Here is a 22,099-nt window from a genome sequence, read left to right as displayed (position 1 = left end):
CCTTAGCGTTTGCTGGCCGGCAGGCGTCCGGCTTTGTTTGTGTCATACCACCAGTTTTCCAGTCCGACGCTGTAGGCTGGCTTGCGGGCAGGGTGAGAAAACTTATCCCGGTACGCCAGCCGCTGCTCTGCGTTGTACCACATCGGGATCATATACGCATTCCACAGCAGCACCCGGTCCAGCGCCTGGGCCAGCGGCCGCAGCGCGGCGGGATCACCCTGATGCGCCACAATCTGTTTCACGAAATGATCGACTACAGGCTCTTTGACCCGCGCGGTATTCCACGACGAGGCGATGAAGTCAGACTGCCAGAGGATCTGCAGACTGGAGGTTGGGACCGGCATCGCACCATAGACCGTGGCAATCATGTCATAGTCGCCTTCGCGCCAGCGCCGCAGATACTGCGAGTTATCGATCTGCCGCAGGTTCAGCGTAATGCCAAGTCGGGAAAGATTGTGCTGGAACGGTAACGCCCAGTCGGTATTGGTGCCACCGCGCAGCAGGAGTTCTATGGTAAACGGCTGACCGGTTTTATCATTGACCAGACGGCGATTTTTAATCTGCCAGCCCGCCTGTTTCAGCAGGTCAGACGCTTTTAACAGGCTGGCGCGGTCATAGCCGCTGCCGTCGGTTTTGTGTGGCTGATAAGGCTGGCTGAACAGCTCAGGTGGCAGTTGCCCGCGCCAGGGTTCAAGCAGGGCCTGCTGCTGTGGATCCGGCACGCCGCTGGCTGCATACGCCGTGTTCTGGAAATAGCTGCTGGCGCGCTGCCAGGCACCGTAATAGAGCGCCTTGTTCATCCACTCGAAATCGAACATCAGTGACAGCGCCTGACGCACGCGGCGATCCTGGAACAGCGGTTTTTCATTATTGAATGCCAGCCAGCGGGTATCGATAGCGGCATCATTGGGCGTGGTCTCTTTGACGATGCTGCCATCGTCAAAATTGCGGCCGCGATACTGAGTGGCCCATTTCTTTGCCGATGTCTCTTCGCGCAGATCGTAAGCACCCGCCTTGAAGGCTTCAAATGCCACATTGTCATCCAGATAGTAGTCATAGCGCATTCGATCAAAATTAAAGCGTCCGCGATTGACCGGCAGGTCAGCGGCCCAGTAATCTTTTACCCGGCTGAACTCAATAAACTGTCCCAGCTTCCAGCGGGCGATGCGATAGGGTCCGCTCGACAAGGGTGGCTCGCTTAACGGCTCATTAAACTTCTTATCGCGCCAGAACGACTCTGCGATAACCGGCAGCGTCAGTAAGCCAAGCAGCAGATCTTTATCCGGCTTCTGTGCTTCAATGCGCACAGTGAGATCGTTCAGCGCTTTAACGGTCACGCCACGATAGGCGACGCGAAATTGGGGCACGCCCTCGGTCATGAATTTCTGATAGGTGAACGCCACGTCGCGGGCGGTGATGGGTGTGCCATTCTGAAAACGGGCGCGGGGATTAAGGCGGATCTCAATCCACGTAAAATCGCTTGCGTAGCGCGCTGACTCGGCAATCAGCGGATAATAACTGCCAGGCTCATCGTCTGAGCTGGTGTAAAGCCTATCATAAAGCGTACCGGTGTTAATGCCCGGATTACCGCGTGAAGCGTAGCGGTTGAAGTTGTCGTAAGTGCCCACCACCGCCATGGTGATACTGCCGCCTTTGGGGGCGCGGGGATCGGCGTAGTCGTAATGGCTGAAGCCAGGCGGATATTTCGCTTCACCGGCCTGGGTGAACGCGTAGCTTTGCTGGACAGAGGCCGCCAGCAGCGGGGCGCTGAGCAGGCCGCACAGCAGCAGAAATCCGGAACGAAACAGCATGCACTCTCCTGTCAGATGTCTGGCGCAATTCGGGCCAGGTAGTGTCAGGCGTTATGACGCCGGAAATAGTCTATCAGCGTTTCCGGCCGCAGCGGACGGCTAAAGATGTAACCCTGCAGATGGGTCACACCGCGATTAATCAGCCAGGCAGCCTGCTCGCCGGTTTCTACCCCTTCGGCGACACTTTTCAGGTTCAGCTTCTTCGCCAGCTGCAGCACGGTATCGAGCACCGGCGAGGCCAGGCTATCCGTACCGATGCTCTGAACAAAGCCGCGATCGATTTTCAGATAATCAAAGTCATAACGTTCCAGATAGATCAGCGCGCTGTGACCGGTACCGAAATCATCAATGGCGATATGGATCTGCTGCTGATGCAGCCAGTCAAACAGTTCTCCGACATTTTCGTCGCGCACCATGGCTCGCTCGGTGATCTCAAACACGTAAGTAAAGTGGTCCGCAGGCATGGTATCAAGCCAGCGCAGCACATCCTGACGGAAACCGCTGTCAGCCAGATGCAGGGGCGAAATGTTGAGGCTGAGGCAGGCATGACGGGGAATGGTATGACACAGCAGGTGGGCATCACGGGAAACCAGCTGAAACAGATGTCGGGTCAGAGGAATAATCAGGTTCTGCGCCTCGGCATAGTGAATAAAAACATCGGGCGGGATCGGGCCTTTCGTCGGGTGGGTCCAGCGCAGTAACGCTTCCATCCCATACGGCTGACCATCATGGGAGGTGACCAGCGGCTGATATTCAACGTGAAATTCACCGCGCTTCATGCCCCGAATCAGCTCTTTACCGGGGCGCTGATAAACCGACAACAGCAGCCAGCAAGCGCCTGAAACCAGCAGCGACAGTAGCAGGCCGCTCAGCAGGATATTCTGATAATCGCTGAACGCCAGAGTGGAACCGTACAATACAAACTGCAGCGGATAGCCTGTCAGCGCCTGCCGGTGCAGCGGCATCGGCAGGTTTTTATTCTGTAAGACGACGGACTGCCAGCTGGTTAAGGCGCTGCGTTGTGCCACCAGTGCCATACCGGTAATTTCCGGATGCCCGGACGCCAGCAGCTGATAGGGTGCCAGGGTAATATTCAGCGTCGCGAAAACGCCTGACTGCAGACTGCCGGGATTTTTGATCCACAATGCCAGCGCCGGTTTATTGGGCTGCAACGGCGTGCCCGGCATCAGTTGCAGATCGATATCACGTGACATATCACTCAGGGGCGCAATCACATTGAGCGGCAGATTAAAACTGCCGGTGGCCGAGGAGCAAAAGGCATTACCTTCGTTAACCAGCAGGATGGCGCGAAGATTTCCGGCAAAGGCGGCGCGTGAGGTGAGTTCACGATTGATGGTACTGCAGGCAGTGTGGGTAAACGGAAGCAGGGGACTGAGGGTACTGTTAATCAGGCTGGAGAGCGTTTGCTGTAATGCCGTGCGGCTGTTCTCCAGCAGTTGCTGATGCTGTCGTTCTCGCTTCTGCCAGGTCTGGTGAAGCGAGAGTGCCGCAAATAACAGAAAGAATAAGCCGCCAGCTATCGCACTACTCCATGCGATACGGCGAGGATAGGTGGCATGGCGCCGTAGCGCCCCCGACAGTGGCATGAGGAGCTTCCCCTAATCAAATTATTATTATGTTATTGCGCACGACGGCTTCGGTTTAAGCGACCGAGAATATAACGAGACGGCGGGAAATGTCTTGTTATTAATCTGAATCAGAATGCTTTTGTCTTATATATCTGCTGGTAAAAATGATTAAAGGCGAAAAAAAACGCTGCATAAGCAGCGTTTCATGTTCTCTGGCTGAGAGAAGATCGAAAGTGGTTATCAGGTCGGGTTACGACTTAATACACGGCGTCCTTCACGGTAGCGTTTTTTCCAGTAATCATCGTTCAGACTGGAGATCATCACGCCACTGCTGGTCGAGGCATGAACGAAGTTATCGTTGCCAAGATAAATGCCAACGTGACGGCCAGTAGAGCCTGCACGGAACATCACCAGATCGCCGGGACGCAGTTTACTGCGGGTAATCTCTTTACCGGTGTCCTGCTGCTGCGAGGTAGAACGCGGTAATTCTAAGCCAAACTGATCGCGGAAGGTGCGTTGTACAAAGGCGGAACAATCGATCCCGCGTTTAGTATCGCCACCGAGGCGATAGCGCACACCTTTCCAGACGGCGTATTGTTCCATGATGCGCGACTTAACGTCGACATTACGCACCATTTCTTCAAACTCATCCTGAGACGCCTGAAGTAAAAAACCATTGTGGTTGTTAACTTCATGATTCTCGTTATTCGCGTTTTGACTGCTATGGGTACTGCTACAAGCTGAGAGGAGTGCTGCCAGCGCCACTGCGGGCACGATCCGCAAGATATATCTCAGTATTGGTTGAGACTTGACCATTATTCGGGTTTTCCTTCGATTTCCTTACGACAAGATTGTCGCCAGCCAGATGACAAAACAGGGAGATTAATAAGCGAAACAGACTAAGACAAATCCTTAATTACTAAAATGTGTTAATGGACACATTTTAACGGTAAAAAATCCGAATTTTCCGCCGCTGTTGCCTCACTGCGACTGAGGTTAACTGATTACAGACGCCGTGGCGAGTGCTTTTAATCAATTTCATATAGGTTTTTTTGATGTGAAATCAAACCGTAACACACTGACTACTTTAGCTACAATTGTGGTCAAATGATGGTGAGAACAGGGAGTTAAAGGGGGGCTAATTCGGGGCATAGACGCTGTTTTTAGAGTTTTCTTTATTGACAGAGAATATTGGTGACTAATTAACCTGCCAGCAGGGTCATAACCTTTTCTTTTCGTACATTTAATTAGCAGGCTAATAGTGATGGGATGTTTTTTATAAGCGCGGGCGGTTCAAACCAGGGGATTAAATCGTCCGCGCTTAACATTTACGTCACGGGCTTATATTTTCCCGGCAATTTGCGATAAAACCAGTTAACCAGGACGTCACTGGCGGGCGTTAATAGCCACCAGCTCAGACCGACTAATACCACCGACATTGAACCGACGGCAACATCGGTAAACCAGTGCGCACCGGCCATGATGCGTGGCAGTGAAAATATCACCACAATAGCTGTGGCAATTAAAAAGCGGCTGAAACCAAAATAACGCCAGATAAAGCAGGCGAAAATGATCAGCATCATACCGTGGTCGCCGGGGAAGCTATCTTTCGAAGCATCTTTTGCAGGAATACCGGTCAGTTCACTGACGCGATGCACGTTCTCGAAGAACAGTGTCGGACTGGAGTGTTTAACCGGCAACAGATGGCCCAGCTGATTGAGAACGACGGCGGTCAGCAGCATGGTGATGCCGATTGCCAGCATCCGGCGCTGCGCCTGAGGCGTTTCGCGCCGCCAGATCGACAGGTAAAGCAGACCCATCGCCAGCAATGACACCGCATCAAAACCACGGTAATTCGTGATAGCGACGATCAGCGCGAACAGCGGATGGGTCACCATCTGGCTATTGAAGCCAAAGAAAATAGATTTATCGACGCCGAACCAGAAGCCATGTTCCGGGGGCAGATACCATGACAGAAATAGCACCACGCCCAGTGCATTAAGCAGCAGGATAGTAATAAGGCGAGTTACGCGCATAATTAAACTCATTATTATTAAAAATAACCGCCGACAATACCTCTGTCAGCGTAAACGGCACTTCAACAATGCCGATTGTAGACGATTCCAGTCAGCCTGTTGAGAATGAATGATCTCAATGCGGCTATCGGATGGCGGTGAGGGGAGTGTTTCACTCTGCAGCTCATTTGCCTGGCGATTGATACGCAGTGCGCCTTCTGTCGTGCGCATCACCCCTTTAACGCGATCTACCGGCGCCTGCCGAACCCATTCAAGCAGCGCGACGCTGTCGAACAGCGTATCAGCATCAAACAGCCAGCCGCAGGCGCTATAGCTCTGGCCGTGGTTCAGCGCCCGACGCCAGCGCGTATCGCCATTCAGTCGCAACGCCGCCAGACCGCTGGTGGGAACCGACGAATGATGATGCTGCGGCACGGGAAGCTCGCGCGGCTGCCGGGGTGTATCCAGCAGAGAAAGGGGGATCTGACCAAATTCTGTCTCGATCAGAGGGCGCGGAGGCTGCATCTGCTGCTGCCAGTCAGCCAGGCGCTGACGATCCGCCTGATCCCAGCAATCGCGCTTATTAGCGATAATAAGGTCGGCGGCAGCCAGCTGATCGCGGAAGTTTTCATTGGCAACGATACGAGGATCGGCCAGCTGACGCGCATCCAGCAGGGTCAGTGTGGCATTCAGTTGCAGCCACGACTGATAGACGGGCGAAATCAACATCTCCAGCACCTGACGAGGATGGCCCAGGCCGGTTGGCTCGATCAGCAGCCGGTCGGGTTTACTCTTCAGCAGCATATTCAGCCCGACCTGCATCGGCAGGCCATTAACACAGCACAGGCAGCCGCCGGGGATCTCTTTCAGCGTGGCACCGCGATCGGCCAGCAGGGCGCCGTCGATCCCGATCTCGCCAAATTCATTAACCAGCACCGCCCAGTTTTCCCCGGACGGCCTGGCAGCCAGCAGATGGCAGAGCAGCGTGGTTTTGCCGCTGCCCAAAAAACCGGTAATCAGATTAACGCGTGTCATGGGAGTGACTCCTGCCGGGGGATAACGTGATAATGTAATAATATAACACTATCACGATCGGCAGCAGGCTTCTGATTTAGTCTGCACGGCCCATATAGCGGCGTTCAGCAATGTGGATGCGGATGCGGTCACCGTTGCTGAGATATTCCGGTACCTGGATCGAGAGGCCTGTACTCATACCGGCGGGTTTGGTGCGGGCGCTGGCGGAAGCACCTTTAATGCCTGGTGAAGTATCCACGATCTCCATATCCACGGTTTGTGGCAGTTCCAGCGCCAGCACCTGACCTTCCATCGTCAGCACGTGAATGCCAGGGATGCCGCCTTCGGGGATAAACAGCAGCTCTTCTTCAATCTGCTCCTGTTTAAAGGAGTAGGGGGTGTAATCCTCATCATCCATAAAAATATATTCGTCACCATCTATATAAGAGAAGGTCACGCTGCGACGGCTGAGCGAAATCGCATCAATAATCTCGTCGCCTTTGAAGCGCTCTTCCACTTTTAAACCGGTGCGGACATCGGTAAAGCGCATTTTATACAGGGTGGCGGCACCGCGTGCGCTGGGGCTCTGGACATCAATATCTTTAACCAGCAGCAGTTTACCGTTGTGCGTGACGGCCATCCCTTTTTTGATTTCATTGGCTTTTGGCATTGCTGTTCTCGCTATCTTGAGAGTGAAGTGCGCGCAACGTTACTCGCGCCGGTGAAAACTGGCAATATCACCGGCGTGAAATTTTGTCTCAGGCCGCGGCTTTCATGGCAATTGCCGCCCCGGACTGCTATTGTCGCCGCGACTTTCTCTGCCGGATCACAGCATGCAATGCCGTAGCCAGGGCGTTGCCTGTTGCACATCGCCCTCTATCTCTTCACCGATTTCTGACATGGGTGACAGTGAACGATTTAAGCATGAAGTTAAGAGCTGAAGGGTGTGGTGTCGCTCCCTCTGAGGTTCTGTTACCGTCTGTTGTATTCTGAAGGTCGCGTGAGAGGTGTTAATGCAGTGTCGTATTGATTGTGGAGCCTGCTGCATCGCACCGTCAATCTCCAGCCCCATCCCCGGGATGCCGCAGGGTAAACCCGCGAATGTCCGATGCATTCAGTTATCGGATGAAAATTTGTGCATGATTTTCGGTTCAGATTTAAGGCCGAAAGTATGCGGAAGTCTGCAACCTTCAGTTGATATGTGTCTTACAGACCGTACCTCAGCCATGACCTACCTGATTGAGCTTGAAGCCAGCACACGTGCCTGAGAACCCTCCCACCGCTTAGATTCAATCCAGCGTCAGCGGTTAGCTGACCCACTCTTCCAGCTGCAATCCGGGTACCCGTTCAAACTCGCGTGTGTTATTGGTCACCAGAATAGCTCTGGCCGCAATGGCATGCCCGGCAATCGCAGTGTCGCTGGGATCCATGGGTGTTCCGGCAGCAGCCAGCGCCGCTTTGATTTCAGTGGTTGCATCTGCCGCTGCGCGATCCCATGAAAGCACAGCATCAGGACGTGCGCAGAATGCATCCACCAATTGCAAACGTATCTGCTGTAACCTGAAGCGGATACCGCGCCCTGAGGCGCTGACGCTGCTGAAGTTTTTCGGTCCACCCATTCTCACTTTACAGCAGCAGCGTCAGCCTGTTCGTCCGTTAATTCGCTAAACCTGCCCGAAATGTGCGTAACGTCAAAAATCTGCTACGCCGTTTGCGCATTTTCTTGCCTGGTGAAAGCGGCTGTACCACAATCCCTGAAACGTTTCAGCGGTGACTGCGCCACCTGTTTTCCACAGCATGGCGTAAAAACTTTCCCACTGGCTGAAACGATTCAATCTCAGCAAGCGAGGAGAATTATGTTCCAGCTCGAATTGCAGGCCATCCATACCGGAGCCAGCGCCCAGAATAAAGAAGAGGCCATTCGTCAGGTTGCTGCCGCGTTAACCGCGGCGGGCAATGTGACTGAAGGGTACGTCAACGGGATGCTGGCGCGCGAACAGCAGACCTCAACCTTTCTTGGCAACGGCATCGCAATCCCTCATGGCACCACCGATACCCGCGATCTGGTGCTGAAAACCGGCGTTCAGGTATTCCAGTTTCCGCAGGGCATCGCCTGGGGTGACGATCAGACAGCCTATGTTGCCATCGGGATTGCCGCTAAGTCGGATGAACATCTGGCGCTGCTGCGTCAGCTGACCCATGTGCTGAGCGATGACACCATTGCAGAACAGCTAAAAACCGCCTCTGCTGAAGATCTTCGTGCGTTGCTGATGGGCGAGAAACAAGCCGCTGAATTCAGCTTCGACACCTCATTAATCACGCTCAACGTGGCTGCCAGCGATCTGATCACCCTCCAGGCGATGAACGCTGGTCGGCTGCAGTCCGCTGGTGTGGTGGATGCCAGCTACGTCGCAGACGTGGTTTCAACGACTCCGCTGAATCTGGGTCAGGGCATCTGGCTCAGCGACAGCAGCCTCGGCAACCTGCGCAGCGGCGTGGCTATCAGCCGCGCTGAACATGCCTTCGACCATCAGGGCGAATCGGCTGCGATGTTAATCAGCGTTTCGGCGACCGATGAACGTCCGCTGGAAGTACTGGGTTACCTCAGCGCCTTGCTGCAGCAGGGCAAAGCGGATCGTCTGTTGAAAGCGGATGCTGCAGGCGTTTACGCACTGCTCACCAGCGAAGTCGATGAGCAGGCTGACGTGCTGACGGCTGAATTTACCATTCGCAACGAACACGGCCTGCATGCCCGTCCGGGCACGGCGCTGGTCAGCGTGATCAAGCAGTTCAACAGCGACATCACCGTGACCAATCTCGACGGCAGCGGCAAACCCGCTAATGGCCGCAGCCTGATGAAAGTGGTTGCGCTGGGCGTGAAGAAAGGCCATCGCCTGCGCTTCACCGCCAGCGGTGAAGATGCACAGCAGGCACTGAACGCGATTGAAGAAGCGATCACCAGTGGTCTGGGTGAGGGGGCATCATGAGCAGACGCGTCGCCACCATTACGCTGAACCCGGCGTATGACCTGGTGGGATATACCCCTGAAATTGAACGTGGCGAAGTTAACCTGGTGAAAACCACCGGGCTGCATGCTGCGGGCAAGGGCATCAACGTAGCCAAAGTACTTAAAGATCTGGGTATCGATGTCACCGTCGGTGGCTTCATGGGGAAAGAGAATCAGGACGGTTTCCAGCAGTTGTTCAGTGAGCTGGGCATAGCCAACCGTTTCCATGTGGTGCCAGGCCGTACCCGTATCAACGTCAAACTCACTGAACAGACCGGTGACGTCACCGATCTGAATTTCTCCGGTTTTCAGGTGACAGCGCAGGACTGGGATCGTTTTACTACCGATTCTCTGACCTGGCTGGGCCAGTTCGATATGGTCTGCGTCAGCGGTAGTCTGCCAGAGGGCGTTGACCACGATGCCTTTACCCGCTGGATGACCGAACTTCGCACCCACTGCCCATGCATCATCTTTGACAGCAGCCGCGAGGCGCTGGTGGCAGGACTGAAGGCCGCACCGTGGCTGGTTAAACCTAACCGCCGTGAGCTGGAAATCTGGGCCGGTCGCAAACTGCCAACCCTGCAGGATGTGATTGGCGCTGCGCACGAACTGCGCGAGCAGGGCATCGCCCATGTGGTGATTTCGCTGGGCGCAGAAGGCGCTCTGTGGGTCAACGCTTCTGGCGAATGGATCGCTAAACCGCCGGTGTGCGAAGTGGTCAGCACCGTGGGTGCAGGCGACTCAATGGTTGGTGGCCTGATTTATGGCCTGCTAATGCGTGAATCCAGCGAACACACGCTGCGTCTTGCAACTGCCGTGGCGGCGATGGCCGTCAGCCAGAGCAATGTTGGCGTTTCCGATCGTACTCAGTTGGCCGCAATGATGGCGCGCGTCGACTTACAACCCGTTAACTGACAGCAGGAGAGCGATAATGAAAACGCTGCTGATTAAAGACCCTACACTGGGACTGGCTTCCGCATATATGGCGCAACAACGTCTGGCGGCTGCTGCCGCTGCGGCGGGCCTGACCCTGACTGATAATCCTGCCGACGCTGAACTGGCGATTGTGCTGGGTAAAAACGTGCCGGACGATGCGGCGCTGAACGGCAAAGCGGTCTGGCTGGGCGATATCCAGCTGGCAGTACGCGAGCCAGAAACCTTCCTGAACCGCGCGAAAGCAGAAGCGAAAACCTGGCAGGCTCCGGCTGCGGTAGCAACACCTGCAGCAGGTGCACCTGCCGCACCGGCTCAGGCTGGCGCGCAGAAACGCGTCGTCGCGGTGACCGCCTGTCCGACCGGCGTGGCGCACACCTTTATGGCTGCCGAGGCGATTCAGGCTGAAGCGACCCGTCGCGGCTGGTGGGTGAAAGTTGAAACCCGTGGTTCAGTGGGTGCCGGTAACGCGATCACTCCGGAAGAAGTCGCTGCCGCCGATCTGGTGATCGTCGCAGCTGATATTGAAGTCGATCTGGCGAAATTTGCCGGTAAGCCGATGTATCGTACCTCAACCGGTCTGGCGCTGAAGAAAACCGCGCAGGAACTGGATAAAGCAGTCGCAGAAGCCAGGCCTTACAAAGCGGCGGCTGGTGGACAGAGCAATAGCAGTGAAGAAGAGAAGAAAGGCGGAGCAGGGGCTTATCGTCACCTGCTGACCGGTGTTTCTTACATGCTGCCGATGGTGGTCGCAGGTGGTCTGAGCATCGCGCTGTCGTTTGCCTTTGGTATCACGGCGTTTAAAGAGCAGGGCACGCTGGCTGCGGCGCTGATGCAAATTGGTGGTGGCAGCGCCTTTGCCCTGATGGTGCCGGTGCTGGCGGGCTTTATTGCCTTCTCCATCGCTGACCGTCCGGGTCTGACCCCGGGTCTGATTGGCGGTATGATCGCCACCAGCATCAACGCAGGTTTCTTAGGCGGGATTATCGCGGGCTTTATTGCCGGTTATGCGGCGAAGCTGATCAGCGGCAAAGTTAAACTGCCGCAGAGTATGGAAGCGCTGAAACCGATACTGATTATTCCCCTGTTCGCCAGTCTGATCACCGGTCTGCTGATGATCTACGTAGTGGGTAAACCGGTTGCTGGCATCATGAACGGCCTGACGCACTGGCTGGCCAACATGGGTACGGCGAATGCGGTCCTGCTGGGCGCCATTCTGGGCGGCATGATGTGTACCGATATGGGCGGTCCGGTAAACAAAGTGGCTTACGCGTTTGGCGTCGGCTTACTGAGTTCGCAGACCTATGCGCCAATGGCAGCCATCATGGCAGCCGGTATGGTGCCACCGCTGGCGATGGGGCTGGCGACGCTGGTTGCCCGTCGTAAATTCAATAAAGGTCAGCAGGAAGGCGGTAAAGCGGCACTGGTTCTGGGTCTCTGCTTTATCTCTGAAGGCGCGATTCCGTTTGCCGCCCGTGACCCGATGCGCGTCCTGCCTTGCTGTATCGTTGGCGGTGCAACCACCGGCGCGATCTCCATGGCGGTTGGCGCAAAACTGATGGCACCACACGGTGGACTGTTTGTGCTGCTGATCCCTGGCGCAATTACCCCCGTTGTCGGCTATCTGATGGCGATCATCATCGGCACCGCGATTGCAGGTCTGAGCTATGCGGTACTCAAACGTCCGGAAGAGCAGCTGGCGAAAGCCTGATGTGCAGAAGTGCATAATCTGCTGAAGTAAAAATAACAGGGAGCCGGATGGCTCCCTGTTTGCTTTTACAGACGGTTCCCGAAGTCAAAGCGACGGGAACCGTCTGGAGTAAAGCATCGCGGGCCATGGACAAAAAGCCGGGAGCGTTTTTGAACAACGCAAAGCGTTGGCCCGGCTGCGGGCGCACCTCAGGGATGAGGTGCGTAATCGCCCGCGCTGCGCCTGCCAGGGATGGCGTTTTTTTGCGTCTTTACGGAAGGCGTATGCTCCCTGAGCCAGCGTTCTCTCTAAACGAAAAGGGAGCATGCCAGCCAGTTAAGCGACAGGTGATAACGCAGTCTGGTGCCGCTCAGGGGCTGCCGGTCCTCGCGCCGCTGCGCGGTTCCTTCACGTCATTCGCCTGCCTGACGGACCGCCGGGGATGGCACATCCTGTGCCGCCCCGCCTTTCGCCCGCGTCCTGCGGGCTCTCCTGGCAGACTCATTCTGTTCAGCGCTGCGGATTGCCTGCTCCTGATCGCCACCGGCCTGCTCTGAAGCTTCTGGTGCGTACTGTTAAAAAGGGCACGAGAGTGGAGGCCAGCGCGCCTCTGCTGCTGAAAGGGCTATCCGCAGCGCTGAGGCGTGACGGTGGGCCAGAAGTCCACGCCGGGAAGCGTGGACAGTTCGAGGCCGGCCAGTGAGGGCCGATCCCCGAACGGTTCGTCGGCACGACGTCAAAGCCGAAGGTACCGCGTGAGCGGCGCGAGGACGGCCCGGCAGCAGCAGAGGTGCGCTGGCCCGCACTGCGGCTCGCTCGCACTGACAAAAAAGCTGCCACGTCTGACCGTGACAGCCTTTACAAATCTAATCTTAACTGAGCAGCATTAAGCCAACCGGCTCCCTTTTACTATCCCTGCTGTTCGGCTTTCAGCCAGGCAATCTCATCTTTCCAGATATCGGGATTAATGGTTTCCAGAATCAACGGGATGCCATCAAATCGCGGATCTTTCATCAGCCAGCTAAACGCTGTTTTGCCGATATTGCCTTCACCCAGGCTGTGATGGCGGTCAACGCGACTGTCGAAGGCGCTTTTAGCATCGTTAAGGTGCATGCCGCGCAGATAATTAAAGCCGACAATGCGCTCAAATTCGGCGAAGGTCGCTTCGCAATCCGCTTCGGTACGCAGATCATAGCCACCGGCAAACGCATGGCAGGTATCAATACAGACGCCGACACGCGACTTATCTTCAACATGCTCAATAATGGTGGCGAGATGCTCGAAACGGAAACCCAGATTACTGCCCTGACCGGCGGTATTCTCAATAACGGCGGTGACGTTCTGACTCTGGTCGAGGGCGATGTTGATCGACTCCGCAATCCGCTTCAGACAGGCTTCTTCATCAATCTGATGCAGATGGCTGCCCGGATGGAAGTTCAGCAAAGTCAGGCCGAGCTGGTCGGCACGTCGCAGCTCATCAATAAAAGCCGCGCGGGATTTCTCCAGCGCCTCTTCAACCGGATGACCCAGGTTTATCAGGAAACTGTCGTGCGGCAGGATTTGCTGCGGACCGAATTTGTACGTCTCGCAGGCGGCGCGAAAAGCATCAATCACCTCAGTCGAGAGCGGGGCAGCCTTCCACTGACGTTGATTTTTAGTAAAGAGCGCGAAGGCGGTGGCTTCTATTTCATGGGCGCGGATCACTGCCTGATCCACGCCACCTGCCGCACTCACGTGTGCGCCAATATATTTCATGCCTTTCTCCTGGGGCTGTGCTCGGATGAGACGGCATGATACCCGATGCCGCTAGCCCATGAAATGTTGCACCAGCAGATTGATTGCACCGCCGCCCGCAATTAACCAGCCAAATACCAGCGCACCCAGCAGCAGCGGTTTAACGCCCGCCTCACGCAACGCCCCAAAACGGGTGGTCAATCCCAGCGCCGCCATCGCCATCGCCAGCAGCAGACCCGCCAGCTGATTCAGCGTCGCCACCACCGCGGCAGGCAGCAGTTGTAGCGAGTTAAACAGTGCGACGGCAATAAACAGCAGGGCGAACCAGGGAAACGTCACAGCCTGGCGTGCGTTGCTCCCTTGACGTTTGCCGCGTATCACGGCGCTCAGGCAGAGCAGAAAGGGAGCCAGCATCATTACCCGCAGCATTTTGGCAATGACCGCGCTGTTCTCAGCTTCCGGGCTGATGCTGTGTCCGGCGGCCACCACCTGCGCCACTTCATGAATGGTTGAGCCGGTAAAAACCCCGAACTGCGATGCACTGAGATCCGGGAACAGTTCATGCGCCAGCGGCCACAGCAGTGGATAGATAAAGATCGCCAGCGTGCCGAACAGCACCACGGTCGCGATAGCCACCGCAACTTTCGACGGCGCGGCTTTCACCACCGGCTCGGTCGCCAGTACCGCCGCAGCACCGCAGATACTGCTGCCCGCGCCAATCAGCCAGACGGTATCGCGATCCAGCTTCAGCAGCCGCATGCCCAGCAGGCAGGTTATCAGGAAGGTGCTGGTCAGGGTCAGCGCATCAATCAGGATGCCGCTGAAACCGACGTCAGCAATTTGTTGTAAAGTAATGCGAAAGCCAAACAGGATGATCCCCAGCCGCAGCAGTTTCTGCTTAGCCAGCAGCACGCCGTTGTCGCAGCGTGACGCCAGCGGCGAATAGATGCTGTTACCGACCAGGATGCCCAGCATAATCGCCAGAGTCAGTGAACCCAGCCCCAGGGCGGCAATCATCGGTTGCTGCGCCAGCCAGCTGGCTGCCCCGGCAATCACGGCGGTCAGCAGCAGACCCGGGATCCAGAGCGGAACGGGATGATGCGGTTTAGCGATGCTCAGTTCAGTCATGATGGTCACTCCTCCTGGTTGAGACCCGATCATGATGGCAACTGGTTTAAAAGTGAAATTGATAATATATTTATAATTAACCAGAATAAACGATAAGGCAGTAATCATGATAGTTTCGCGTCTGCGCCGCTGGGCGACGCTGATCAAAAGAGATGTGTTTGTGCTGGGGTTTGCCTTCCGCGATCCCCGCACACCCTGGTGGAACAAGCTGGGGATGCTGGGGCTGGTCGCCTATGGCATCAGCCCGATCGATCTCATTCCTGATGTCATCCCCTTTGTCGGTCTGCTGGATGACGCGGTGATTATTCCGACGGGCGTCATGGTCCTGCTGCGTTTACTGCCGCGAGAGGTGCGCATCAGCAGCAGCGAGCGGGCACAGTCTCAACGTTCGCGCGGCAAAAAAATTGCAGGCTGGCTGGTGGCAATAGGGTTGATCTGGCTGGCATTAATCATTTACCTGGTCAGGCAGTCACTGAGTTAAGAGGCAACGATGCACATTACGCTGCGGCAAATTGAAGTTTTCACCGAAGTGCTTAAGAGCGGCTCCACCACTCAGGCTTCGCAACTGCTGGCGCTGTCGCAGTCGGCGGTGAGTGCAGCGCTGGCCGATCTGGAGAGTCAGCTCGGCGTGCAACTGTTTGACCGGGTCGGCAAACGGCTGGTGCTGAATGAGCATGGACGGCTGCTCTATCCCCGTGCAGTAGGGCTGCTGGAGCAGGCGGGCGAAATCGAGCAGCTGTTTAAAGAGGATAACGGCGCGATCCGCATCTTTGCCAGCAGCACCATCGGTAACTATCTGCTGCCAGGCATGATGGCCGCTTATCGTCGCGATTTTCCCCGCCTGCCGCTGGAGCTGAGTGTCGGCAACAGTCAGGATGTGATTCAGGCGGTTTCCGATTTCCGCGTCGATGTCGGATTGATTGAAGGGCCGTGCCATATGACCGAGCTGGTCAGCGAGCCCTGGCTCGAAGATGAGCTGGTGGTGTTTGCCGCACCAGACGCGGCGATTCTGCAACAGCCGGTAACGCTGCAAACCCTGGCTGACGCCCCGTGGATCCTGCGCGAACGCGGCTCCGGCACCCGTGAAATTGTCGATTATCTGCTGCTGTCGCATCTGCCGAGTTTTCAGCTGGGCATGGAGCTGGGCAATTCCGAGGCGATTAAACATGCGGTGCGGCACGGCATGGGCATCAGCTGTCTTTCGCGCCGGGTGATTGCCGATCTGCTGGAGGCGGGCACGCTGGTTGAACTGACGATTCCGCTGCCGCGTCTTATCCGCACGCTCTATCGCATCCACCACCGGCAGAAGCATATTTCCAAAGCACTGACGCGGTTTTTTTCCTATTGTCGCGAGTAATTACTAATAATTCCGGCGCGATCATGAAGTTAACTAATAACAGGTTGGCATTCGCTATACAGAGGCGATCTGGCTGCTACAATCGCGCCTCATTTTTACCCAGCGTAGCGTTAACACATGCATAATGACTCAAATACAACACAACAACCTGCATTACGACGTGCGTTAAAAGCCCGTCACCTGACGATGATCGCCATCGGCGGCTCCATTGGTACCGGCCTGTTTGTCGCCTCTGGTGCCACCATCGCTCAGGCTGGCCCCGGCGGAGCACTGCTCTCCTATATCCTCATCGGCCTGATGGTCTACTTCCTGATGACCAGCCTCGGCGAACTGGCTGCGTTCATGCCGGTATCGGGTTCCTTCGCCACTTACGGCGCAAAATATGTCGAAGAGGGCTTTGGTTTCGCACTCGGCTGGAACTACTGGTACAACTGGGCGGTGACCATCGCGGTTGACCTGGTAGCGTCCCAGCTGGTGATGAACTACTGGTTCCCCGACACGCCTGGCTGGATCTGGAGCGCGCTGTTCCTGGGGCTGATGTTCCTGCTCAACTACATTTCGGTCAAAGGCTTTGGCGAGGCGGAATACTGGTTCTCGCTGATTAAAGTGGCCACCGTGATTATCTTTATCATCATTGGCGTGCTGATGATCACCGGCATTATGCGCGGTGCTGAGCATGCGGGCTGGCAGAACTGGCAGGTGGGCGACGCGCCGTTTGCGGGCGGCTTTGCGGCCATGATTGGGGTGGCGATGATTGTGGGATTCTCCTTCCAGGGCACCGAGCTGATCGGTATCGCGGCGGGCGAATCTGAAGATCCGGCGAAAAATATTCCGCGCGCTGTGCGGCAGATTTTCTGGCGTATCCTGCTGTTCTATGTGTTCGCTATCCTGATTATCAGCCTGATCCTGCCATATACCGATCCGCAGTTGCTGCACAATGATATCGACGATATCAGCGTCAGTCCGTTTACCCTGGTGTTCCAGAACGCCGGTCTGCTCTCTGCCGCCGCCGTCATGAATGCGGTGATCCTGACGGCTGTGCTGTCAGCGGGTAACTCCGGGATGTATGCGTCAACGCGTATGCTTTATAACCTGGCCAGCGAAGGTAAAGCGCCACGGATTTTCGCGAAGCTCTCTAAAGGCGGCGTTCCACGTAATGCCCTGTGGGCCACCACCGTGGTGGCTGGGCTGTGCTTCCTGACCTCAAAGTTTGGTAATCAGGAAGTCTATCTGTGGCTGCTGAATACCTCAGGCATGACCGGGTTTATCGCCTGGCTGGGTATTGCCATCAGTCACTATCGCTTCCGTCGGGGCTATGTGGCCCAGGGACGTGACCTGAACGATCTGCCTTACCGTTCCGGCTTCTTCCCGCTGGGTCCGATTTTCGCTTTTGTGCTCTGCCTGATCATCACGCTGGGTCAGAACTACCAGGCATTCCTTAACGACAGCATCGACTGGTACGGCGTGGCGGCAACCTACATCGGCATTCCGCTGTTCCTGATTATCTGGTTCGGCTACAAGCTGACGCGCGGCAGCCGTTTCGTGAAGTACAGCGAAATGGAGTTTCCGGTTCACAAAGATTAGCCCTGCGTAATCGCCCGCTCTGAGCCCGCCAGTGATGGCGGGTTTTGCGTCTTTGCGAAAGGCGCAGGCTCCTGTGCCATTCTCCCGCCTGCAACACCGTTTCTTACTGTTTTTTCACGTCTCGCTTATGTTCACGAATTGATAATTATTATCACCTGCACTATTGTGGCTGCGTTTTCTGACGTGATAGCCACACAGGGTTCAAACATGACTACCGAAACTTCGCTGCTGGCGGGGGAAGAGACGCTTCACCACACCATGCAGAACTATCATCAGGTGCTGCGCCGCCGCTTAATCTGGATTGGCGTGCTGCTGCTGGCGATACTCGCCTCGCTGATCCTCGACTTCACGCTGGGTCCGGCGGGACTCTCACTTGAAACGCTGTGGAATACGCTGCTCAGCCCCGAGAGCGTCGATGCCGGTACGCGCGTCATTGTCTGGGACATTCGTCTGCCCTATGCGCTGATGGCGCTGGTGGTGGGGCTGTCGCTGGGTCTGGCGGGCGCGGAAATGCAGACCATCCTGAATAACCCGCTGGCCAGTCCGTTTACCCTCGGTGTCTCATCGGCGGCGGCGTTTGGTGCCGCGCTGGCCATCATCCTCGGCGTGGGTATTCCCGGCATTCCCGATCAGTGGTTAATTTCTGCCAACGCCTTTGTCTTTGCTCTGTTTGCCGCGCTGATGCTGGATGCCGTGACCCGCTGGACTCAGGTCTCTTCGGCGGGCGTAGTGCTGTTCGGTATCGCGCTGGTCTTCACCTTTAACGCCCTGGTATCCATGATGCAGTTCATCGCCAGCGAAGATACCCTGCAGGGCCTGGTGTTCTGGACCATGGGCAGCCTGGCGCGAGCCTCCTGGGAAAAGCTGGGCGTGCTGAGCGTGGCGCTGGCCATTCTGGTACCGTTTTCCATGATGAGCAGCTGGAAGCTGACGGCGCTGCGTCTGGGCGAAGACCGCGCGGTAAGCTTTGGCATTGACGTGCGTCGTCTGCGCCTGACTACGTTACTGCGCATCAGTATCCTCTCTGCCCTGGCGGTCGCGTTTGTCGGCCCGATCGGTTTCATTGGCCTGGTCGCTCCCCATATCGCCCGCATGATGTTTGGTGAAGATCACCGTTTCTATCTGCCCGCCAGCGCGCTGGTCGGCGCGCTGGTGCTGTCGCTGGCGTCGGTCGCCTCGAAAAACCTGCTCCCCGGTGTAATCATCCCGGTTGGCATTGTCACCTCACTGATTGGCGTGCCGTTCTTCCTGAGTATTATTCTGCGTCATCGGGGGACGGTATGATGGAACAGGGTCTTACGTTACGCGGCTTCAATGCCGGGTATCCAAAAAATAAAGTCATTGATAATCTTAATATCGCGCCGCTGCCGCGCGGCGAGATCACTGTGCTGCTGGGGCCGAATGGCTGTGGTAAATCGACGCTGCTGCGTGCACTGGCCGGTCTGAATAAAGGCCAGGGCGAGATGTGGCTCAACGGTGAGGATCTCATGACCCAGCCGTTTGCCCGGCGGGCGAAGAACGTGGTTTATCTGCCGCAGTCGCTGCCTGCGGGCGTACATCTGCATGTGCTGGAGTCGATCATCGTGGCGCAGCGTGCCTCCGGGGGTCTGCACAGCGCCAGCAGCGAAGCGGAAATCATGCATCTGCTGGAGCAGCTGGGCATTGCCCATCTGGCGATGCGATATCTCGATCAGCTCTCCGGCGGTCAGAAACAGCTGGTCGGGCTGGCGCAGTCACTAATCCGTCGCCCGGCGCTGCTGCTGCTGGATGAACCGCTGAGCGCGCTGGATCTCAACTATCAGTTTCACGTGATGGATCTGGTGCGGCGCGAAACCGCCCAGCGTAACATCGTGACAGTGGTAGTGGTGCATGACATCAATATTGCACTGCGTCATGCGCAACATGCGCTGATGCTGAAGCAGGGCGCGCTGGTGGCGGAAGGGCAGCCGGATAAGGTGATCACGCCTGCCACTCTGGCAAAGGTGTATGGCGTCGATGGTCGTATCGAACACTGCTCGCGTGGTATTCCGCAGGTGATGATCGACGGGCTGACTGGCCCGGCACTGGTCTGATATTGAGCAGGCGTCCGGTAGGGCGCTGAGCATCACTGTTCTGAGAAAGGAATTTTTACAGGGCAGACTGGCAGGACGCTGGCTCTGTGACAGAGCGTTAGCCAGCAGAGCAGGCATAAAAGTTCAGGGCCGCGAATGCGGCCCTGATTGTTTACGCCAGCAGATGCTGCGCATGGAAGCGCAGATGATCTTCCACAAAGCTGGCTATAAAGAAGTAGCTATGGTCATAACCCGGCTGAATGCGCAGCGTCAGCGGGAAACCCACTTCATTCGCGACGTCTTCTAACCGCTCCGGTTGCAGCTGATCGGCCAGGAACTGATCGCTGTCGCCCTGATCAATCAGCATCGGCAGCCGATGCGACACCTCCGCCATCAGCTGGCAGCTGTCATATTCCCGCCACGCCGCACGATCGTCACCCAGATAGGCCTGAAACGCTTTCTGGCCCCAGGGTACCTGCATCGGATTCACAATTGGTGCAAAGGCGGAAGCCGAGGCAAAGCGGTTACCCAGACGCAGCGCCAGCATCAGCGCGCCGTGTCCGCCCATGGAGTGACCCATAATCGACTGACGTTCACTGACCTTGAAGTTATCCGCAATCAGGGCGGGTAACTCGCTGCTCAGATAATCGAACATGCGGAAATGGCTGGCCCAGGGCTGTTGGGTGGCATTGAGATAAAATCCCGCGCCCTGACCCAGATCGTATCCCTCATCATTCGCAACCCCTTCGCCGCGCGGGCTGGTATCCGGCATAATCAGCACCAGACCCAGTTCCGCTGCAACCCGCTGTGCGCCGGCTTTGCTGGTGAAGTTCTCATCGTTGCAGGTCAGCCCGGCCAGAAACCAGACCACCGGCGGCGGCGCATCACCGTGCGGGGTGGGCAGATAGATGCTGAAGGTCATCGGGCAATTCAGCACCGCAGACTGATGACGCCAGCGCTGCTGCCAGCCGCCAAAAATACGGTGTTCTTCCAGTAGCTCCAGAGTGGATGCCATAACGCCTCCTGATTACTTGTTAAAGTGCACGACCGAGCGAATCGATTTTCCTTCGTGCATCAAATCAAAGGCGTCGTTGATCTCTTCCAGCGGCATGGTGTGGGTGATGAAGTCGTTCAGCGCAAATTTACCGTCGAGGTAATCCTGCACAATGCCAGGCAGCTGCGAACGGCCTTTGACGCCGCCAAACGCGGAACCGCGCCAGACGCGACCGGTGACCAGCTGGAACGGACGGGTGGAGATCTCTTCACCGGCACCGGCGACGCCGATAATTACGGACTCGCCCCAGCCTTTGTGACAGCACTCGAGCGCGGAACGCATCACGTTGACGTTACCAATACATTCAAATGAGAAATCCACGCCGCCGTCGGTCAGCTCGACAATCACATCCTGAATCGGCTTGTCGTAATCTTTCGGGTTGATCAGATCGGTGGCACCCAGTTTGCGTGCCAGATCGAATTTGCTGGTGTTAAGGTCGATGGCAATGATGCGGCCCGCTTTCGCCATCTTCGCGCCGATGACCGCAGAGAGGCCAATGCCGCCGAGACCGAAAATCGCCACGGTGTCGCCTTCTTTCACTTTGGCGGTGTTCATCACCGCGCCCATGCCAGTGGTCACGCCACAGCCCAGCAGACAAACCTCTTCCAGCGGTGCTTCTTTACTGATTTTCGCCAGCGAGATCTCCGGGATTACCGTGTACTCAGAGAAGGTTGAGGTGCCCATATAGTGGAAAATGGGTTTGCCATCTTTAAAGAAGCGGGTGGTGCCATCCGGCATCAGGCCTTTGCCCTGAGTGGTACGGATCGCCTGGCAGAGGTTAGTTTTGCCTGAAAGACAATATTTACATTTGCCACACTCCGGCGTGTAGAGCGGAATGACGTGGTCACCCACTTCAACGCTGGTCACGCCTTCGCCCACGGCTTCGACGATGCCGCCGCCTTCATGGCCAAGAATCGCCGGGAAAACGCCTTCCGGGTCGGTGCCGGACAGGGTGTAGGCGTCGGTATGACAGACGCCGGTCGCGACGATACGCACCAGCACTTCACCTTTCTGCGGTGGCATTAAATCAACTTCTTCGATTTTCAGCGGTTCGCCAGCAGCCCAGGCAACAGCGGCACGGGTTTTGATCATATTCATGCAATCCCTCTTCCAGTCAGATTGTGACGCGCAG

General features: G+C 56.4%; 19 protein-coding genes and 1 pseudogene. 9 read left to right on the top strand and 11 right to left on the bottom strand.

The genetic code is table 11. From position 1 onward, the window contains the following. Positions 1 to 2: 2 nt before the first annotated feature. The 6 genes from EPG66_RS08925 to yeiP form a co-directional block, all read right to left on the bottom strand. Positions 3 to 1,811 (bottom strand): extracellular solute-binding protein, encoded by a 1,809-nt coding sequence (locus EPG66_RS08925; RefSeq protein ID WP_182686573.1) that lies wholly within the window; start codon positions 1,809 to 1,811, stop codon positions 3 to 5. Between the two features lie 44 nt (positions 1,812 to 1,855). Then, positions 1,856 to 3,418 (bottom strand): cyclic di-GMP phosphodiesterase, encoded by a 1,563-nt coding sequence (locus EPG66_RS08920; RefSeq protein WP_182686571.1) that lies wholly within the window; start codon positions 3,416 to 3,418, stop codon positions 1,856 to 1,858. A 222-nt stretch (positions 3,419 to 3,640) separates the two neighbouring features. Continuing rightward, a complete protein-coding gene (gene mepS, locus EPG66_RS08915) occupies positions 3,641 to 4,216 on the bottom strand; it encodes a bifunctional murein DD-endopeptidase/murein LD-carboxypeptidase (protein WP_031593348.1) in 576 nt (191 codons plus the stop codon). Between the two features lie 512 nt (positions 4,217 to 4,728). Then, positions 4,729 to 5,436, bottom strand: a complete 708-nt coding sequence (locus EPG66_RS08910; RefSeq protein WP_010671014.1) for a phosphatase PAP2 family protein — start codon at positions 5,434 to 5,436, stop codon at positions 4,729 to 4,731. Positions 5,437 to 5,481: 45 nt separating this feature from the next. Next, entirely contained in the window at positions 5,482 to 6,450 is a 969-nt protein-coding gene (locus tag EPG66_RS08905; RefSeq protein WP_069025202.1) for a CobW family GTP-binding protein, read from the bottom strand. A gap of 76 nt (positions 6,451 to 6,526) precedes the next feature. Continuing rightward, positions 6,527 to 7,099, bottom strand: coding sequence for an elongation factor P-like protein YeiP (gene yeiP, locus EPG66_RS08900; protein ID WP_003854146.1), 573 nt, complete (start codon positions 7,097 to 7,099; stop codon positions 6,527 to 6,529). 343 nt (positions 7,100 to 7,442) lie between these two features. On the opposite strand from yeiP, the gene EPG66_RS08895 reads away from it, so the two are divergent. Beyond that, on the top strand, positions 7,443 to 7,697 hold the full coding sequence (locus EPG66_RS08895; RefSeq protein WP_031292689.1) for a YkgJ family cysteine cluster protein: 255 nt from the start codon (positions 7,443 to 7,445) through the stop codon (positions 7,695 to 7,697). A gap of 39 nt (positions 7,698 to 7,736) precedes the next feature. On the opposite strand, the pseudogene EPG66_RS08890 reads toward EPG66_RS08895, so the two are convergent. After that, positions 7,737 to 7,973, bottom strand: a pseudogene (locus tag EPG66_RS08890) (PIN domain-containing protein); the annotation flags it as partial. A gap of 312 nt (positions 7,974 to 8,285) precedes the next feature. Here EPG66_RS08890 and fruB point away from each other — a divergent pair. Genes fruB through fruA form a run of 3 tightly spaced genes read left to right on the top strand, consistent with a single transcriptional unit; the run spans position 8,286 to position 12,080 of the window. Further along, positions 8,286 to 9,416: a fused PTS fructose transporter subunit IIA/HPr protein gene (fruB, locus tag EPG66_RS08885; protein WP_033758445.1), complete on the top strand. Its 1,131-nt coding sequence runs from the start codon at positions 8,286 to 8,288 to the stop codon at positions 9,414 to 9,416. Further along, the gene (gene fruK / locus EPG66_RS08880; protein ID WP_010248301.1) at positions 9,413 to 10,351 is read left to right on the top strand and encodes a 1-phosphofructokinase; all 939 of its coding nucleotides are present in this window, start codon (positions 9,413 to 9,415) and stop codon (positions 10,349 to 10,351) included. Before fruB ends, fruK begins: the two co-directional genes overlap by 4 nt. Before the next feature lie 16 nt (positions 10,352 to 10,367). Then, a complete protein-coding gene (fruA, locus tag EPG66_RS08875) occupies positions 10,368 to 12,080 on the top strand; it encodes a PTS fructose transporter subunit IIBC (protein ID WP_182686569.1) in 1,713 nt (570 codons plus the stop codon). An 888-nt stretch (positions 12,081 to 12,968) separates the two neighbouring features. Here the strand turns inward: fruA and nfo are convergent. Both nfo and EPG66_RS08865 read right to left on the bottom strand, forming a co-directional pair. After that, complete coding sequence (gene nfo / locus EPG66_RS08870) at positions 12,969 to 13,814, bottom strand: deoxyribonuclease IV (RefSeq protein ID WP_010671008.1); 846 nt, start codon at positions 13,812 to 13,814, stop codon at positions 12,969 to 12,971. Between the two features lie 51 nt (positions 13,815 to 13,865). After that, on the bottom strand, positions 13,866 to 14,921 hold the full coding sequence (locus EPG66_RS08865; RefSeq protein ID WP_064703792.1) for a YeiH family protein: 1,056 nt from the start codon (positions 14,919 to 14,921) through the stop codon (positions 13,866 to 13,868). A 106-nt stretch (positions 14,922 to 15,027) separates the two neighbouring features. On the opposite strand from EPG66_RS08865, the gene EPG66_RS08860 reads away from it, so the two are divergent. From EPG66_RS08860 to EPG66_RS08840, 5 genes are all read left to right on the top strand, one after another. Then, positions 15,028 to 15,402 carry a YkvA family protein gene (locus tag EPG66_RS08860; protein WP_031592072.1) on the top strand — a complete coding sequence of 125 codons (375 nt, stop codon included), beginning with the start codon at positions 15,028 to 15,030 and terminating at the stop codon, positions 15,400 to 15,402. 9 nt (positions 15,403 to 15,411) lie between these two features. Next, the gene (gene yieE / locus EPG66_RS08855) at positions 15,412 to 16,278 is read left to right on the top strand and encodes a DNA-binding transcriptional regulator YeiE (RefSeq protein ID WP_010248285.1); all 867 of its coding nucleotides are present in this window, start codon (positions 15,412 to 15,414) and stop codon (positions 16,276 to 16,278) included. 117 nt (positions 16,279 to 16,395) lie between these two features. Further along, positions 16,396 to 17,862, top strand: a complete 1,467-nt coding sequence (locus EPG66_RS08850) for an amino acid permease (RefSeq protein ID WP_010671005.1) — start codon at positions 16,396 to 16,398, stop codon at positions 17,860 to 17,862. A gap of 207 nt (positions 17,863 to 18,069) precedes the next feature. Beyond that, positions 18,070 to 19,146, top strand: a complete 1,077-nt coding sequence (locus tag EPG66_RS08845; RefSeq protein WP_010248280.1) for a FecCD family ABC transporter permease — start codon at positions 18,070 to 18,072, stop codon at positions 19,144 to 19,146. Then, the gene (locus tag EPG66_RS08840) at positions 19,146 to 19,934 is read left to right on the top strand and encodes an ABC transporter ATP-binding protein (RefSeq protein WP_182686738.1); all 789 of its coding nucleotides are present in this window, start codon (positions 19,146 to 19,148) and stop codon (positions 19,932 to 19,934) included. The genes EPG66_RS08845 and EPG66_RS08840 overlap by 1 nt, the downstream gene beginning before the upstream one ends. A 151-nt stretch (positions 19,935 to 20,085) precedes the next feature. Here EPG66_RS08840 and fghA read toward each other — a convergent pair whose 3' ends face one another. Further along, positions 20,086 to 20,928 carry an S-formylglutathione hydrolase gene (gene fghA / locus EPG66_RS08835; protein WP_115758280.1) on the bottom strand — a complete coding sequence of 281 codons (843 nt, stop codon included), beginning with the start codon at positions 20,926 to 20,928 and terminating at the stop codon, positions 20,086 to 20,088. 12 nt (positions 20,929 to 20,940) lie between these two features. Continuing rightward, complete coding sequence (locus tag EPG66_RS08830; RefSeq protein WP_010248270.1) at positions 20,941 to 22,065, bottom strand: S-(hydroxymethyl)glutathione dehydrogenase/class III alcohol dehydrogenase; 1,125 nt, start codon at positions 22,063 to 22,065, stop codon at positions 20,941 to 20,943. Positions 22,066 to 22,099: the final 34 nt, after the last annotated feature.

Source organism: Pantoea pleuroti (assembly GCF_014156615.1).
In the GTDB taxonomy this organism is placed as follows: domain Bacteria; phylum Pseudomonadota; class Gammaproteobacteria; order Enterobacterales; family Enterobacteriaceae; genus Pantoea; species Pantoea agglomerans.
Note: the sequence above shows the minus strand (reverse complement) of the source record. Positions and strands in the feature narration are given on the sequence as shown.

Excerpts from the sequence above, each read along its gene's own strand:
- EPG66_RS08895 (WP_031292689.1), top strand. The coding sequence starts at position 7,443 with ATGCAGTGTCGTATTGATTGTGGAGCCTGCTGCATCGCACCGTCAATC.
- EPG66_RS08920 (WP_182686571.1), bottom strand. The coding sequence starts at position 3,418 with ATGCCACTGTCGGGGGCGCTACGGCGCCATGCCACCTATCCTCGCCGT.
- EPG66_RS08925 (WP_182686573.1), bottom strand. The coding sequence starts at position 1,811 with ATGCTGTTTCGTTCCGGATTTCTGCTGCTGTGCGGCCTGCTCAGCGCC.
- EPG66_RS08910 (WP_010671014.1), bottom strand. The coding sequence starts at position 5,436 with ATGCGCGTAACTCGCCTTATTACTATCCTGCTGCTTAATGCACTGGGC.
- yieE (WP_010248285.1), top strand. The coding sequence starts at position 15,412 with ATGCACATTACGCTGCGGCAAATTGAAGTTTTCACCGAAGTGCTTAAG.
- yeiP (WP_003854146.1), bottom strand. The coding sequence starts at position 7,099 with ATGCCAAAAGCCAATGAAATCAAAAAAGGGATGGCCGTCACGCACAAC.
- fruK (WP_010248301.1), top strand. The coding sequence starts at position 9,413 with ATGAGCAGACGCGTCGCCACCATTACGCTGAACCCGGCGTATGACCTG.
- EPG66_RS08860 (WP_031592072.1), top strand. The coding sequence starts at position 15,028 with ATGATAGTTTCGCGTCTGCGCCGCTGGGCGACGCTGATCAAAAGAGAT.
- EPG66_RS08830 (WP_010248270.1), bottom strand. The coding sequence starts at position 22,065 with ATGAATATGATCAAAACCCGTGCCGCTGTTGCCTGGGCTGCTGGCGAA.
- nfo (WP_010671008.1), bottom strand. The coding sequence starts at position 13,814 with ATGAAATATATTGGCGCACACGTGAGTGCGGCAGGTGGCGTGGATCAG.
- fruA (WP_182686569.1), top strand. The coding sequence starts at position 10,368 with ATGAAAACGCTGCTGATTAAAGACCCTACACTGGGACTGGCTTCCGCA.
- EPG66_RS08845 (WP_010248280.1), top strand. The coding sequence starts at position 18,070 with ATGACTACCGAAACTTCGCTGCTGGCGGGGGAAGAGACGCTTCACCAC.
- EPG66_RS08850 (WP_010671005.1), top strand. The coding sequence starts at position 16,396 with ATGCATAATGACTCAAATACAACACAACAACCTGCATTACGACGTGCG.
- mepS (WP_031593348.1), bottom strand. The coding sequence starts at position 4,216 with ATGGTCAAGTCTCAACCAATACTGAGATATATCTTGCGGATCGTGCCC.
- EPG66_RS08865 (WP_064703792.1), bottom strand. The coding sequence starts at position 14,921 with ATGACTGAACTGAGCATCGCTAAACCGCATCATCCCGTTCCGCTCTGG.
- EPG66_RS08840 (WP_182686738.1), top strand. The coding sequence starts at position 19,146 with ATGGAACAGGGTCTTACGTTACGCGGCTTCAATGCCGGGTATCCAAAA.
- EPG66_RS08905 (WP_069025202.1), bottom strand. The coding sequence starts at position 6,450 with ATGACACGCGTTAATCTGATTACCGGTTTTTTGGGCAGCGGCAAAACC.
- fruB (WP_033758445.1), top strand. The coding sequence starts at position 8,286 with ATGTTCCAGCTCGAATTGCAGGCCATCCATACCGGAGCCAGCGCCCAG.
- fghA (WP_115758280.1), bottom strand. The coding sequence starts at position 20,928 with ATGGCATCCACTCTGGAGCTACTGGAAGAACACCGTATTTTTGGCGGC.